Genomic DNA, 14,722 nt, shown 5'->3' with positions numbered 1-14,722 from the left:
TTTTAAGAAATTATAGTATAGCTTTTAGATTGAATAATAGAAGACTTAACTTGCGAACGGAAAGCCATGAAACATCCATTGTATGCCCCACAACAGAACCAAGATTAAAACGACTAAAAAGATAAGTTCTAATTTCTTCATGTTTTAAATTTTCTACAATGAATAGCATACAGCTGATACGAATTCTTTAATTTATTTTATCTACGTTAGGGCTGTCGCTTGCTCAGCTTAAGTCTAGCGCTCCAGGCTTTGTATAGATGTTATATTGCATACCATTCCAGTGTCATCTTATGGAATAACATCTTTTAAACGGGATTTATGGTCAGAACACGCAAGCGCTGAAGCTCAGAAATTCCAGCCATCCACACGAATCATTATAAAAATCCAATCCCTTGATGTAATATAAAATCAATCATGATTAAGATGTATCTAAACTTTTGAGATACTACAAATAAGGATTCAAGCATGCAACAAGAAGTCATCATCGTGGGCGGCGGTATGGTGGGGCTGAGTTTGGCGCTCATGTTGGCCAAATCCAATATTGCGGTCAAACTGCTCGAAGCAATTCAATACCCGAATTATGATGATGCCAATCTTGCCCCGTATCACTCCAGTTTTGATGCACGAAACAGTGCGCTGTCGCGTCGTAGCGTACAGATTTATCAGGAACTGGGCCTATGGGAAGCCTTACAGGAACATGCTGTCCCGATTCTGGAAGTGCACATTACCGAGCAGGGCAGTTTTGGGAAGGCGCGTCTGCAAGCTGAACAGGAAAAAGTCGAAAGTTTTGGACAGGTGATTGAAAATGCCTGGTTAGGCCGGGTGTTATTGACTCAGGTGCGCGCTGAACCTTTAATTGAACTGATTGATGGGGTAAAAGTCACTTCCCTGACCCAAGATACAGATCTGGCTTATCTGGAAGCGCAGCGTGGAAGTGAAGTCTTAAAACTGCAATCCAAACTGGTGATTGCTGCCGATGGTCGCGACTCATTCTGCCGTAAAGCCCTAGGCATTGGGGTCGATGAACATGATTATGATCAGGTCGCTATTGTAACCACCGTACAAACTTCTAAACCACACAATCATGTCGGCTTTGAGCGTTTCAGTCCTTTAGGTCCGCTGGCGTTATTGCCTTTGCCGGGTGAATATCGTCGTTCGGTGGTCTGGCCGGTGAAAAAAGGCACGGAACATGAATGGCTGGGTGAAGACAATGACCAGCATTTCCTCGATGCCTTGCAGCAGACTTATGGTGATCGGGCTGGAAAATTCCAGAAAACCGGGCGCCGTTTTAGCTTCCCGCTCTCGCAGGTGCTGGCAGAAAAACAGGCTGTGGGCCGAGTAGTACTGATGGGCAATGCGGCACATACTATTCACCCGGTGGCTGGACAGGGCTTTAACCTGTGTATGCGCGATGCTTATGTCTTGGTACGTTATTTAAAAGAACAGCTGGCTCAACAGGCCGATTTGGGCGATGCCGCCATGCTGCAAGATTATGAAAAATCCCGTCTGACCGATCAGCAGCGCGTGATCAAATTCTGTGACAGCGTGGTGCGTGGCTTTAGTAACCAGAATCCGGTGCTGAAACTGCTCAGAAATACCGGTCTGATTGCCTTTGATACCATTCCGGGAATTAAACCACTTGTTGCCAACTATGCCATGGGACTAAAAGCATGAACCAGACAGCACACGTATTAGATGCCGTTATTGTGGGTGGTGGTTTGGTCGGTGGCTTAACTGCATTATTACTGGCCCAAGGTGGGGTGCAAGCCACGGTGCTGGATGCCGCCCCAATTCTGGATGCAGAAAAAACCTTAAGTATGGCCAATCCGCGCGTACTGGCTTTAAGTCAGGCCACCATCCATCTGCTAAAAACCGTCGGTGTTTGGGACAAACTGGCGCGTCAGCAGCCTTATACTGGCATGCAGGTCTGGAATAAAAATGGCTATGGCGAAATCAATTTTGGTCAGCCGGCAGAAAAAACACCCGGAGTGGACCAGGCGCTGGGTTCGATGGTGGAGCCGAGTATTTTAAATCTGGCCATTCAGCAAACCATGCTGACGCAGATTCAGGATTATCGTACCCAGGTCAAAGTCACCCGGATTGAGCAGGGCATTGGCGTCTGGCATATTTTCCTGGCCGATGGCACAAAACTGACGACCACACTGTTAATTGGCGCAGATGGGGCCAATTCCTTTGTCCGCGAACAGGCCTTTATTGATCTGGATGTGCTGGATTATCAGCAGGCAGGCATCAGTTGTGCTATCCGAACTGCCCAGCCGCATCAGCATGTGGCGCGCCAGATTTTTCTGGAAACCGGTCCGCTGGCATACCTGCCGATGAGCAGCCTCAAGCCTGAACAGGATGGCCATTGGCAATCTATTGTCTGGACGCTACCAGAGGATTATGCAGAAGAATATGCCGCGTTATCCGATCAGGAATTTACCCAGCTGTTGACCCGTGAAAGCCATCATATGTTGGGTCAAGTACTGGAAGCTACACCACGTGCCCGTTTCCCTTTAAAAGCCCGTGCTGCGCAGCACTATGTCGAGCCGGGACTGGCACTCATTGGCGATGCGGCGCATGTGATTCATCCACTGGCCGGGCAGGGCGTCAATATTGGCTGTCTGGATGCCGCAGTCTTGTGTGATGTTCTGCTGCATGACCGGGCACGTGGGGTCTGGGCGCATGAGCAGACCTTGAAGCGTTATGAGCATCGTCGTAAAGGTCAAAATGATGCAATGATGCACAGCATGTCTGCAATAGGCTGGCTGGAAACCACCCAGTTATTCCCGCTGGTCTGGGGACGTAATTTTGGCTTGAAGCAGGTTGAACAGCTGCCGGTGTTAAAGGATGCTTTTATGGCGCAGGCCAATGGTTTGCATCTGCTGAAAGACACGCGGTATGCGGTCTAGCTAGAAATAGTTATTTTTTAAACATTCATTAATACATGATTACGAATTTGGTTAAAAAAGATACGATTTTTTTGTCTTTACCTCTAGGCGAAAGGCGCAGAGATTGATAAATTTCTTCCTAATTGCATGACAACGTTCACCAGGACTCAATTGAGGTCATTTGCGGGGAGATTAAAATGACGGATATGAACGATTATGATGATGTAGAAGATACCACCGTCGATGACGATGAGGCAAAAGCGGCTGAAAAAGGTGCACTGGACAGCGAAGATGCCGTAAACGATGGTGATGTGGCGGAAGCAGAAACCTTAACCGTAACCGCTAAACAGAAGCAACGCCAAGCGTTAGAAGATGAAATTGCGGCCTTCTTGGCACGTGGGGGAAAAATTACTGAAGTCCCACCAGATGAGGCTGCACGCCAATAAGAAAAAAGCATCACTCCGGTGATGCTTTTTTTATTGCGAATCAACAGCCAGAATCAGTCATCATTGTTCTGGTTCAGTTCCAGCGCACGCTGATAGGCCACTTTTTTCTTGATTCCGGTTAAATCGGCGGCCAGTTGTGACGCTGCTTTCACCGATAAATCCTGCAATAGTCGGGTCAGCAGCTGATCCAGCTTTTCCTGCTCCAGATCTTTTTCCGCGGTTGCACCACCCACCACCAGTACAATTTCACCTTTTTGCTGATGATGATCAGCTTCAATAAAACTGACCAGCTCACCCAGCGTCATCTTCTTGATGGTTTCAAAGGTTTTGGTAATTTCACGGGCAAAACCGACCGGGCGCTCGGCCCCGAAAATATTGGCCATATCTTTAACGCTGTCCAGAATCCGGTGTGGCGCTTCATAAAAAATCAGGGTCGCAGTCTGGTCTTTAAGTTTTTCCAGACTCAAGATACGCTGTGACTGTTTTGACGGTAAAAAGCCTTCAAAGCTAAAGCGGTCACTCGGTAAACCAACCGCACTCAGCGCTGCAATTGCGGCACAGGCTCCCGGAACCGGAATCACCCGGATATTGTGTTCTTGGGCGGCGCGGACCAGTTTAAAACCGGGGTCGCTAATTAGCGGAGTACCGGCATCACTAATCAGGGCCATATTTTCGCCGTTCAGCAGGCGCTGAACCAATATATCAATTTTGTTACTTTCATTATGTTCATGGCACGCCGTTAACGGAGTTGATATATTATAGTGCTTTAATAATTGAGCGGAGGTCCGAGTATCCTCTGCCGCAATAATATTTACAGACTTTAGAACATCAATCGCCCGATAGGTCATGTCGTCTAAGTGCCCAATTGGGGTGGCTACAACAAATAACTGAGCACTCATTAGGTTTCTCCATGTTTAGGCAAATTATTAATAACAATAAAAGACAGCTTCAAAAAGTAATTATCACCACGGCGCTGTTGGGCGCGGGACTTTCAGTCGCCCAGGCCGAGGTTCTGGTCATTCTACCTGAATCGGGTCCTATGGCGCGAGCCGGTTTCAGTATTCAGCAGGGTTTTATGCACGCTTATCATGCATCGGGTGAGAAGATGCCGGTTAAATTGATTAATTCCGAGCAGCGCAAAATTGGTCCCTTGCTACGTCAGCATGTCAATGCCAAGACCCGGGTGGTGATTGGACCTTTGGCACGTGCCGATGTGGAACAGTTAATTGCGCTGCGGCCCAAAGTGCGCACACTGGCCTTAAACGAGGTGATCCAGCAGCATCCGCGGGTGTTACAGTTTAGCCTGTCAAAAAAAGATGATGCACAGACCTTAAAGCAGTTGTTCCAGAAAGATCAGATCAATCATTTATATATTCTGCGTGAACCCGGCACCGAAGCTGAACACGAACTGTTATTGATGTCTTTGGTGTCGCAGCTGGACTATCCGGTGGAGGTGGTGGACAGTCCGCCTAGGTGGCTGAAACGTCAGCAGGGGGTGTTATTGCTGGGTTCAAATGGCTGGATCAATCGCCAGAACAGGTTGCCCAAAAAGCGCTTATACAGCCTGGCCAATGCCGTCGAGTCACAGCAGCAGTTACCGCAAGGCCTGCAGTTTTGTGATGCGCCGGCCTTGTATCAGTCTCACTGGGCAGATGTACAGGCCGGAATTCAGGCAGCCAAGGCGGAACACTTTTCTTTTCAGCGGCTGGTGGCCTTTGGTGGAGATGCCTGGCAGATCGCCAATTATTATCTGAAACAGCCACAATTAAACCGCATTGAATTTGAAGGGCGAACCGGTTTAATCCGGATTCAGGACAACCAGATTCAGCGTATTCCGAAATGCTATGTGCAGCAGAAACAGCTGGTACAGATCCTGTAAATGGCCAGTCAGCGCGCGCGTCTAGGCCAGTGGGCCGAACAGCAGGCTGCAATGTTATTAGAGCAGCAGGGTTATCAGATTCTGGCGGCCAATTACCATTGCCGTTATGGTGAAATCGACCTGATTGCCCGGCAGGATCAGCAGCTGGTGTTTGTGGAGGTAAAGGCGCGATCTTTTAGCGATTATGGCCGGGCGGTGGAGGTGGTTTCCATCTCCAAGCAGCAAAAGCTGATAAAAACTGCGCTGACCTATTTGAGTAATTCTGCACAATTACAGGATTTTTATTGTCGATTTGATGTGATTTGTTTTGATTTTACTGAACAAATTGCAAAAACAGTACAGCAAGATTTTTCCAATTTCACGTATGATCTGCAATGGATTGAAAATGCTTTTACTTTTGATTCAGAGTTCATTAATCTTTGAAGAGAATTGAAGCAAAGATGCTTGAAAACAGAAATGAATAAGTAATGAGGAGTCTTGCTGAGTGTTAAATCGTATCGCAATCACAGTGCTGTGTGTGGCAAGTTTATCCGGCTGTGCAAGTTTTATTTCCAGTGGTACGGGTTCTGCACCTGTAGGAACGGAAAGTGGCGCACGCTCACTTGGCCAGGTCTTTATTGATAACTCCATTGAACGTACAGCAAAAATTAATTTATATAAGCTGGATGCCCGTTTTAAACAGTCACGCGTTAATATTGAAAGTTTCCACGGCAATGTATTGCTGACCGGTCAGGTGCCAGATGCACATCTGAAGCAGTTGGCGGAAGACAATGTCCGCGCCATGAGCGATGTCAAAACCGTACACAACTATATTACCGTGGGCAACCAGATTGGTTATAGCACCATCATGCAGGACACCACCGTGACCGCCAATACCCGTGGCCTGATTATGAAAGCGCCGGTGGTTTCTGACAGTAAAGTGCGAATTCACACCGAAGATGGCGTGCTGTATGTGATGGGCCGTTTGAATAATGCGGAAATCGCCGATTTAAATCAGGTGTTACAGCAGGTCGGTAATGTCACCAAAATTGTGACCTTAATTGATAATATTGAAGCCTCACAGGCCACATCTTCTGGTTTTGCCAGTCCGATGATGAATGTGCAGCCAGATGTACAAACCCCGGTCGCCATTGATCCGGACCAGATCGAGCCAACGAATGCGCTCTAAGTTGTTCCAGTTTAAAACGCAGCTGCAATATCGTCTGGTTCAGGCCAAAAGTGTATATCAGGAATTCCGTCTGTATGATTTTGGCAGTTATGCCCTGAACCGTTTGACTCCACGACAGGGCTATACGGTAGAGAACGATCTGGCTTATGGAGCGAATGAACGCCATCAGCTGGATTTGTACCGGACTGCCCAGCCACGTCCCCAGCAGCCGTTAATTGTTTTTGTCCATGGTGGTGCCTGGTCACGGGGTGATAAAAAAGATTATCGCTTTGTTGGAGAAGCTTTTGCCCAACAAGGTTTTGATGTTGCCGTCATTAATTATCAACTGGCGCCGCAGAATATTTTTCCGGTCTATATTGATGACCTGACTTTGGCACTGAACTATCTGCATGATCAGCAGGCAGAGTTAAGGATTAACACTGATCAGATTATCCTAATGGGGCACTCGGCCGGTGCGTTTAATATCATGTCGGTGCTGTATCATCCGCAGCCTTATGCGCTGAACTGCCGAGACAATATTCGGGCTGCGATTGGCTTGGCTGGTCCCTATCATTTTGACTATAAAGATGATCCGCTTTGTGCCGATGCATTTGATCAGACCATTCCTTATCATGATGTGATGCCGTATTACTTTGTGGAAAGTAATCACATTCGTCACTATTTGCTGGTGGCTGAGAATGACCAGATTGTGCATTTGAGTAATGCGGTTGATTTTGATCATGTGCTAAACAAGCATGGCAATCATAGTCAGCTGATCACCATTCCACGCACCGGGCATGTCAGTATTATGGGCTCGGTATCGAGTCTGTTTAGCCGTTATTTTAAGACCAAGCACACGATTATGCAGGCGCTGGAAGAAACGCTAAATTCCTGAGTAGCGTCTCTTTAGAGCCAGGCTTTGCTGTCGTCTGCGACGGCAGAGCCTTCGGTTACGTGTTTGATCATGGCATGGGCAATACTGCCTTTGAACGGAATATTCGGCAGTTGATCAAATTTAAAGAATTGCGCATCGCTGATTTCTTCTTCCTGTAACTGCAGTTCACCACCGGCATATTCGGCTTTAAAGGCAATCATCAGGTTGCTTGGAAAAGGCCAGGGCTGACTGGCCAGATACTGAATATTCTTTAGCTGGATACCGACTTCTTCCGCGGTTTCACGGCGTACCGCTTCTTCCAAGGTTTCTCCCACCTCAACAAAACCGGCAATCAGGCCATACATATTGGTGGTGTTTCGCGCATTTTTGGCCAGCAGAATTTCATCTTCACCGCGGGTAATGACGGTAATGACACAGGGTTGTACACGTGGATATTGGCGATACTGGCAGACCGGGCAAACCATGGCATATTCGGTGGCATGCGCTTCGGTTGGATGGCCGCAGTGGCTGCAAAAACGGTGATTACGACGCCATTCTAGCAACTGGATTGCACGGCTGGCCTGTTCAAATTCGGCACTGTTCCAGAACTGTAACAGCTGGCGAATTGGCAATAATTGATAGCCTTCAGGAATGGGCTCATCGGGGAGTAAGTCGCGGGCAATCACCTGATTGCCCGTAGACAGGTCACTTGCTAATTTTTCAACTCGGGGCAGTTGAAACTGTTTATCGACCAGCAGTTGCTGTTGGTGAAAAATATAGGCAAGTGAGAGTTCAGACATTAGGCTACAGCTTTCAGTTTTTCGCTACTTGCCAATGCTACATCAAACATCGACTGTAAAACAGGCTGTTTGTTTTTTAAATTGTCAATCAGCATGTCGGCACCGGCCAAGGTGTCTAACACGGCATTCAGCTCGTCACTACTGAGCGTTTCACTGGCTTCGCATTTACGATAGATAAAGTCAGCGGCAGTCAGCAGGGCCTGCTGGCCTTTTTCTTCATTCAGGAACAGCAGAGCACCGGCCACTTCACGCAGCTGGGTACAGGTGTTTTCCAATAAACGCACATCCTGATCCTGAACGTGCTGCACCAGAATCTGCTGGGCCAGATCAATTAAGGTTTTGGTTTCGCTCAGCAACACTTCATGCGCTTCATCTAAACGGTCCAGCGAAATGTGCATGTTGTTAACGCGCAGCTGTAAACGGCTAGAAGTATGATGACGCTCCAGCACCCCAATCGAGTTCATCGCCGACAAAATGGTGTTCATCAGCTGCTGGGCAAAGCTTTCTTCTTTGAGCACTTCGGCCTGACTCAAGGCGTCGGCCTGAACCAGCAGATCACGGTGGGCTTCATTCAGGTTCAGCACTTTAAAGATGTTGGCCAGATCTTTGAGCTTGGCTTGCAACTCCTGGGTTTTTTCAGGGGTCATGTTCTGGTAGTTGTATTCGATGTCATTGCGAATCTGCGCCATTTCGCTGGTCGCCAGAGCACTGATGGTCTGCATGGTTTCAAAATCCGGACCATACAGATGACGGCTGAAGACCTGTAACTGGGTGTCAGTCAGCAGGTCTTCACCAATATTCAGCTGTTCGCGGATGTGCTGGGCCACCTGATCTTCCTGGCTAATGCACAGGCTCAGGATGTTGGCCAGATCACTTAACTGGGCCTGGAAGCTGTCTGGTGCGGCAAAGTATTGACGCATATTCAGTTCAATACTGATTAAGGTGCGTAAACGTGGTTCATTCAGCAGCAGGTTATCAATCTGGTTTAACGCCACATAGACCAGATTCCAGTATTGTTGGCTTGGATGCTGGGCGGATAGACCGGCTAAATAGGTGCCGACCAGTTTCATGGCTTGCAGATCCAGCTCGGATTCTTCCTGCTTCAGCAGTTTGTACAGTGACAGTTTATACAGCTGATGCACATAGCCTGATTTTTCCAGACCGGGTGCTTGTGGCAATTTGAATTCCGGGTGAATACAGTCCAGCAGAGATTCAATATGCTGGCCTTCCTGGGTGAGTGGTTTACCCAAGGCACGTTCCAGACGGTTTAAGGTATCGAGCAGGAACTGTGGAATTTTAACTTCGCGCAGACAAATAAATTCGATGTAGCGCTTGAGCATGGTGGTGCCTTCACTTAAGGCAATCACGTCTTCAGTTTTAATTTGCGCCGGATTCCCCATAATCTTGCGCATTAATTCTGCTGAATATTGGGCAATTTTTGCCAGGCTCGACATATCAATCAGGGCCAGTACCTGGGCACATTGCTCAAACTGGTTAAGGGCATCATCAATCCCGAAAGGTAAAGTCTGATCTTCTGCCAAGGTGCTGACTGCGGATTCCACCAATTTGATTGAATTATCAACCTCATTTTTTATTATCAGTAACGCAGTCGGATCAAAATGAATAGAGGTTTGGTAAGACATGTATCTGCACCTTTCCTAGTGTTTTATCTGTTTATGGGCCTGCTGCAAAAACAGCAGACCTGTTTATCTTAACTATAACTGAACTAGGAACAGATTAAATACAAAAAATTACAATCGTCGGTTTTTTATTTGGCAAAAAAGCAGGGCTGTCCATGCTTTTCTTCAAATTGTTTGACCCAATTCTCATGTGCTTCCAGCTCTGCGGCGGAAGGCAGAATCACCGGCAATTCCACTTCAATGCTGCGACGACCCGATTCACCGCTTTGTTCTTCATGATGAGCTGACAGGGCATCCATATCAAAGGATACCTGGCCACCGGTCATGGCCAGATAGACATCGGCCAAAATTTCAGCATCGAGCAAGGCGCCGTGGAAGGTACGGTCACGCGCCGGAATTTCATAACGCTTCACTAAGGCATCGAGCGAGTTCTTTTGTCCCGGATGCTTGTTTTTGGCCATTACCAGGGTATCGGTGACTTCACACACCGCCGATAAATCGCCTAGACCACAGCGGTTAAACTCCATATCCAGGAAGTTCATATCGAAGGTGGCGTTATGCGCAATAATTTCCGCGCCTTTTAAATAGTCATACAGCACTGCAGCAATTTCGGCATACTTCGGCTTGTCTTTTAAAAACTCATCCGAAATACCGTGCACCACTTCCGATTCACCGACCGGTTTTTCCGGGTTGATATAAATATGAATCGAGCTGCCGGTCAGTTTGCGGTTGACCATTTCAATCGCGCCGACTTCAATAATCCGGTCACCATCCTGATAATAAAAACCGGTGGTTTCCGTATCCAGAATCAGCTGGCGTGGACCATAAGCCTGAACCGTGGCCGGGGTAATCACAATATGGGGATGCGATGACGTGTTTGCTGGCGCTGTTGCACTCTGGTTCTGGGTTTCATCTTGGATCAGGACTTCGTTCTGATTCGGGCTGTCATTTTGACTGAGGGTTTGCGTCACGGTAATGCTGTGCTGGGTCAGACTGAGATGATCCTCCTGCACCATTAGCAGTTCTTCTTCGACGTCAACGTCTAGTTGGCTGTCGTCTAGATCGAAGCCAAAAGGGTCGTCGAGCAACCAGTCAGATTCTGCTTTTTTTTTAGCCGTGCCCGGCGGGATGACTTCAGACTCAGCGCTTTTATCTTCAGTAATGATTTGTACCGGCGTTACTTTGACCTGCTGTGCAAATACCAGATCGGCCCCTTTGTTGGCCAGCTGATCGGCCATTTCATTGCCAGCATGGCCAGCGTGACCTTTAATCCAGTGCCATTCAATTTCACGACCCTGACAGATGGCATCCAGTTTTTGCCATAGGTCCGGATTTTTCACATCTTTCCAGTTTTTCTTTTTCCAGCCGGCAATCCATTCGGTTATGCCGCGTTTGACATAGTTGGAATCGGTCCAGAGAATCAGTTTGGCCTCTGCCGGGCAGAACTGAATGCCTTCAATGGCTGCCGTCAGCTCCATACGGTTGTTGGTGGTTTCCAGTTCCCCGCCATAGAGTTTGTGCTGCTGGGTTTCTGTAATGACATATGCACCCCAACCGCCCAAGCCAGGGTTTCCACGACAAGCACCATCCACATATAGTGTGATTGTTTGAGACATAAGCCAGATCCAAAAAGAGCCAAATAAAAACCGAGCCGCTATTGTATAACGCAATTGCAGATCAGAAACGCCGAAGACGTCAATTTTTTAATTTCTTGTAACATTTATATTAGAATCGCGCTAGAGTAAAACCTTGTGTCGTAGTGATGCTTCACTACAATGTCAAATCTAAAAAATAATTTATAGACGAGTTGTTTGGATTTCCTATGTATAAACCAACCACACGCATGTGGCAGCCTATGGTCCCGGCACTATTTAAAATTACAGTTTTGGGTTCAGCGCTGGCCGCGCTCGGCATCAGCACCGGCTGTACCTCTACACAAAGTGCCAGCAAAGCGTCAACGTCGAGTCAGGTTGGTTCAGGTTATCTGGACGCCAGCAGTTTAGATTCACTGGAAGATTTATTGTCGGCCACCGACATGCGCGCGGTAGAAGGCGACCGTTTACTGATTTTAAAACACGGTGATGTCTGGAAGCGTATGACCGTAGGTTTCAAAATGGATCTGGAACACTGGAATCCGCGTATTGAAGCGCAGCGCGGCTGGTTTATTTCACGTCAGCCGTATATTGACCGTTTAAGTGCGCGTGCTTCACGTTATCTGTATCACACAGTTAAAGAAGCCGAGCGCCGTGGCATGCCGACCGAACTGGCATTATTACCAGTCATTGAAAGTTCGTACGACCCGGCAGCAACCAGTAGCGCTGCTGCAGCCGGTTTATGGCAGTTTATTCCAAGTACCGGACGTATTTATGGTCTGAAACAGACCCCGCTGTATGATGGCCGCCGTGATGTGGTCGAATCGACCCGTGCTGCCTATGAATTCCTCGGTAGCCTGTATAACCAGTTTGGTTCCTGGGAGTTGGCTCTGGCCGCTTATAATGCCGGACCGGGCCGTATTCAGCAGGCGATTAACCGTAACAAGGCTGCCGGTTTACCGACCGATTACTGGTCACTGAAATTGCCACAGGAAACCATGAACTATGTGCCGCGTTTCCTGGCAGTGGCGCAAATTATTAAAAATCCAGGTGCCTACGGGGTGCGTTTGCCGCCAATTGCCAACCGTCCCCATTTCCGTGAAGTGACGGTCGGAGCGGTGAATTTAAATGATGTGGCCAATATTACTGGTCTTAGCCGTGCCGAGTTATATGCACTGAACCCGGGCCATCGTACTGACCGAATTGACAGTGCCAGCCCGATGCGGATTCTGATTCCAGCCGATTTAAGCCCAACAGTCGATGAACGTCTGAAAAACCTGCAAGGTGGTGGATTGCTGGCCAGCAACACTCGTCCTAGTGTGACGACGCAGACCACGACCAGTGCCCCAGCTACAAAAACCACCACACCCGCTTTGACGGCCAGTGTGACTCAGCGTACTGCTACGACTACACCAGCGAGCACAGCCAAAACTGCTAGCAGCACGACTACAACCAGCACCAAACGGATCAGTACGCCACGCGGTTCATCGGCTTTGGCCTCTTTTGCGGCCAATTCAGATATTCCAAGTGCTCCACGTATTCCGGTGGCCATTACCCCGGCACAGAATATTCAGCCGGTGAAGGTCGAACCGCCAATTTCAGCAGCAGAACGTGAACAGATTCTGGCGGCAGTGAAAACTGAAGACCAGAACAAAACGGTAGAAGAGGTGTTGCAGCCGGTGGCCTCTCAGGCTGAACAGGCGCAGGTGGTGGCCGAGTTAAAAGAAATTGCACCACAAGGCACTGAAATTGTCGATCCTTATGATGGCAAAATTAAGCTGACCGCGATTCAGACCAGTCTGTCGGTGGCCGAGCAGCAAGGCAAAGAGCTGACCAAAGGTTTTGCTTACCCGAAAAGTGTCGCGGATAGCACCCGTCCAGATTCAGATGAAGCCCAGCGGAACCAGGGCAAGAACGTAATCAAGACCGACACTGAAGTGGTGGTGGTGCCGCCAAAAGGCAAGCGCAGTACCTATACGGTACAGGCCGGCGATACCCTGGTGCTGATTGCCATGAAAAATGGGGTGAACTGGCGTGATGTGGCAAAATGGAACCAGATTGATCCAAACTCGACTTTATATGCCGGTACCACCATCTATTTATATGATGCCAAACCACAAGCTGCCGCGCCAGCCAAAGCCAAAGAGCAGCCGGAATCTTATGTAGTTAAAGCTAACGATACCTTAACCGGCGTGGCCAATCAGTTTGGTTTATCGGTCAAGCAATTGGCGGATTATAATAATCTGAACACAAGCAGTGGCCTGTTTGTCGGCCAGAAGCTGAATCTGCAAGAAACAGCAGAGATGCGTGCCAAGGCAGCTGAGCAGAAAGCGGCTGAAACCAAAGTGGCCACGCAAAGCTATACGGTGAAGCGCGGTGAATATCTGAAACTGATTGCGGACCGTCATGGCTTGTCCAATGCAGAACTGGCAGCCTTAACTCCGGGTCTGACTGCGGGCAGCAGTTTGCTGGTTGGACAGCGGATTAATGTGCCTGTAAGTGACTCAAAAGCCGAAGCAAAAACTGAAACGGCCGCAGAGAGTCGTCGTGCAGCGCCAAGTACGTCAACAGCTGAGATTAAAACGGAAAACTATACTGTCCAGCGCGGCGACACCTTATCGAGTGTGGCCGCACAAAGCAAAATGAGTCTGGCTGATCTGGCCGCCTTAAACCAGATTTCGACCAATACCGGCCTGCGAATTGGGCAAACTTTAAAAATTCCCGCCGGTTCGACCATCCCGGATAGTTATACAGTACAGTCGGGAGATACCTTAACTGCCATTGCCAACCGCTATAACCTGAGTCTGGAGCAGATTGCCAGTTTAAATGGCATCAGCCGGACTGCCGGTTTACGTACCGGCCAGCGCCTGAAACTCAGCGGTGAGCCAGCGCTAGTGGAAGAAAGTAAGGTCAGCACAACTGCGGCAAACTCTGATATTCATATTGTAAAATCGGGTGAGACCTTAAATAGTATTGCGCGTAAATATCATTTGCAGCTGAACTATCTGGCCGCACTAAATGATCTGCCACGTACTGCTGCACTGCGGATTGGCCAGCGTTTAAAAATTGAAGGTGATCTGGACAGCAGTAGCAACCGTGCCGCGGAAAGTGCAGCGGTGAGCACCGCCAGCACGGGTAAAGCAACCGAAGCCTATACCGTTAAAGCCGGTGAGTCCTTAAATGCCATTGCCAGCCGTACCGGTATTTCGGTCGCTGAACTGGCGGCCTTGAATGGCCTGAGTCCGCGTGCCGGTTTAAGAGTGGGACAAACCCTGCAATTGCCAAAAACCATGACAGAATATAAGGTCAAGCGCGGTGATACCCTGATTGGGCTGGCCAGCCGTTATGGTCTGGAAACCAGTGAACTGGCTGATATGAACGAGATTAAACCGAATACGCAGCTGCGTATTGGAGAGATCATCAAGGTTCCGAACCTGTAATTGCCGGGCACAA

The 14,722-nt window shown here is 48.5% G+C and carries 12 protein-coding genes; 8 read left to right on the top strand and 4 right to left on the bottom strand.

Translation table 11 applies throughout. From position 1 onward, the window contains the following. Positions 1-465: 465 nt before the first annotated feature. The 3 genes from ubiH (at position 466) to FTU86_RS00710 (ending at position 3,337) form a co-directional block, all read left to right on the top strand. The gene (gene ubiH, locus FTU86_RS00720; RefSeq protein ID WP_180048294.1) at positions 466-1,674 is read left to right on the top strand and encodes a 2-octaprenyl-6-methoxyphenyl hydroxylase; all 1,209 of its coding nucleotides are present in this window, start codon (positions 466-468) and stop codon (positions 1,672-1,674) included. Beyond that, the gene (locus FTU86_RS00715; protein WP_180048293.1) at positions 1,671-2,912 is read left to right on the top strand and encodes an FAD-dependent monooxygenase; all 1,242 of its coding nucleotides are present in this window, start codon (positions 1,671-1,673) and stop codon (positions 2,910-2,912) included. The genes ubiH and FTU86_RS00715 overlap by 4 nt, the downstream gene beginning before the upstream one ends. 176 nt (positions 2,913-3,088) lie before the next feature. Next, a complete protein-coding gene (locus FTU86_RS00710; protein WP_005179228.1) occupies positions 3,089-3,337 on the top strand; it encodes a hypothetical protein in 249 nt (82 codons plus the stop codon). Between the two features lie 53 nt (positions 3,338-3,390). Here FTU86_RS00710 and rsmI read toward each other — a convergent pair whose 3' ends face one another. Next, positions 3,391-4,236 (bottom strand): 16S rRNA (cytidine(1402)-2'-O)-methyltransferase, encoded by an 846-nt coding sequence (rsmI, locus tag FTU86_RS00705; protein WP_104470024.1) that lies wholly within the window; start codon positions 4,234-4,236, stop codon positions 3,391-3,393. Positions 4,237-4,247: 11 nt separating this feature from the next. On the opposite strand from rsmI, the gene FTU86_RS00700 reads away from it, so the two are divergent. The 4 genes from FTU86_RS00700 to FTU86_RS00685 all read left to right on the top strand — a co-directional run bounded on the left by FTU86_RS00700 (position 4,248) and on the right by FTU86_RS00685 (position 7,258). Beyond that, a complete protein-coding gene (locus tag FTU86_RS00700) occupies positions 4,248-5,216 on the top strand; it encodes a penicillin-binding protein activator (protein WP_180048292.1) in 969 nt (322 codons plus the stop codon). Next, positions 5,217-5,639, top strand: a complete 423-nt coding sequence (locus FTU86_RS00695) for a YraN family protein (protein ID WP_075167708.1) — start codon at positions 5,217-5,219, stop codon at positions 5,637-5,639. Between the two features lie 61 nt (positions 5,640-5,700). Then, positions 5,701-6,384 (top strand): BON domain-containing protein, encoded by a 684-nt coding sequence (locus tag FTU86_RS00690; protein WP_016659235.1) that lies wholly within the window; start codon positions 5,701-5,703, stop codon positions 6,382-6,384. Continuing rightward, the gene (locus FTU86_RS00685) at positions 6,374-7,258 is read left to right on the top strand and encodes an alpha/beta hydrolase (RefSeq protein ID WP_127798894.1); all 885 of its coding nucleotides are present in this window, start codon (positions 6,374-6,376) and stop codon (positions 7,256-7,258) included. Before FTU86_RS00690 ends, FTU86_RS00685 begins: the two co-directional genes overlap by 11 nt. An 11-nt stretch (positions 7,259-7,269) precedes the next feature. Here FTU86_RS00685 and nudC read toward each other — a convergent pair whose 3' ends face one another. The 3 genes from nudC to dnaQ all read right to left on the bottom strand — a co-directional run bounded on the left by nudC (position 7,270) and on the right by dnaQ (position 11,293). Continuing rightward, the gene (gene nudC, locus FTU86_RS00680; protein WP_005179218.1) at positions 7,270-8,037 is read right to left on the bottom strand and encodes an NAD(+) diphosphatase; all 768 of its coding nucleotides are present in this window, start codon (positions 8,035-8,037) and stop codon (positions 7,270-7,272) included. Further along, the gene (locus FTU86_RS00675) at positions 8,037-9,680 is read right to left on the bottom strand and encodes a chemotaxis protein (RefSeq protein WP_168382199.1); all 1,644 of its coding nucleotides are present in this window, start codon (positions 9,678-9,680) and stop codon (positions 8,037-8,039) included. Before FTU86_RS00675 ends, nudC begins: the two co-directional genes overlap by 1 nt. A 125-nt stretch (positions 9,681-9,805) precedes the next feature. After that, complete coding sequence (gene dnaQ, locus FTU86_RS00670; protein WP_180048291.1) at positions 9,806-11,293, bottom strand: DNA polymerase III subunit epsilon; 1,488 nt, start codon at positions 11,291-11,293, stop codon at positions 9,806-9,808. 206 nt (positions 11,294-11,499) lie between these two features. Here dnaQ and FTU86_RS00665 point away from each other — a divergent pair, with 206 nt between their 5' ends. Then, a complete protein-coding gene (locus tag FTU86_RS00665; protein WP_180048290.1) occupies positions 11,500-14,709 on the top strand; it encodes a LysM peptidoglycan-binding domain-containing protein in 3,210 nt (1,069 codons plus the stop codon). The last annotated feature ends 13 nt before the right edge of the window (positions 14,710-14,722 follow it).

It is taken from the genome of Acinetobacter sp. YH12155 (assembly GCF_013418255.1).
Taxonomy (GTDB): Bacteria; Pseudomonadota; Gammaproteobacteria; order Pseudomonadales; family Moraxellaceae; genus Acinetobacter; species Acinetobacter indicus.
This window is presented reverse-complemented; position numbering and strand designations above follow the sequence as displayed.

Coding starts and splice junctions, on each gene's coding strand:
- ubiH (WP_180048294.1), top strand. CDS start 466: ATGCAACAAGAAGTCATCATCGTGGGCGGCGGTATGGTGGGGCTGAGT.
- FTU86_RS00715 (WP_180048293.1), top strand. CDS start 1,671: ATGAACCAGACAGCACACGTATTAGATGCCGTTATTGTGGGTGGTGGT.
- FTU86_RS00710 (WP_005179228.1), top strand. CDS start 3,089: ATGACGGATATGAACGATTATGATGATGTAGAAGATACCACCGTCGAT.
- rsmI (WP_104470024.1), bottom strand. CDS start 4,236: ATGAGTGCTCAGTTATTTGTTGTAGCCACCCCAATTGGGCACTTAGAC.
- FTU86_RS00700 (WP_180048292.1), top strand. CDS start 4,248: ATGTTTAGGCAAATTATTAATAACAATAAAAGACAGCTTCAAAAAGTA.
- FTU86_RS00695 (WP_075167708.1), top strand. CDS start 5,217: ATGGCCAGTCAGCGCGCGCGTCTAGGCCAGTGGGCCGAACAGCAGGCT.
- FTU86_RS00685 (WP_127798894.1), top strand. CDS start 6,374: ATGCGCTCTAAGTTGTTCCAGTTTAAAACGCAGCTGCAATATCGTCTG.
- nudC (WP_005179218.1), bottom strand. CDS start 8,037: ATGTCTGAACTCTCACTTGCCTATATTTTTCACCAACAGCAACTGCTG.
- FTU86_RS00675 (WP_168382199.1), bottom strand. CDS start 9,680: ATGTCTTACCAAACCTCTATTCATTTTGATCCGACTGCGTTACTGATA.
- dnaQ (WP_180048291.1), bottom strand. CDS start 11,293: ATGTCTCAAACAATCACACTATATGTGGATGGTGCTTGTCGTGGAAAC.
- FTU86_RS00665 (WP_180048290.1), top strand. CDS start 11,500: ATGTATAAACCAACCACACGCATGTGGCAGCCTATGGTCCCGGCACTA.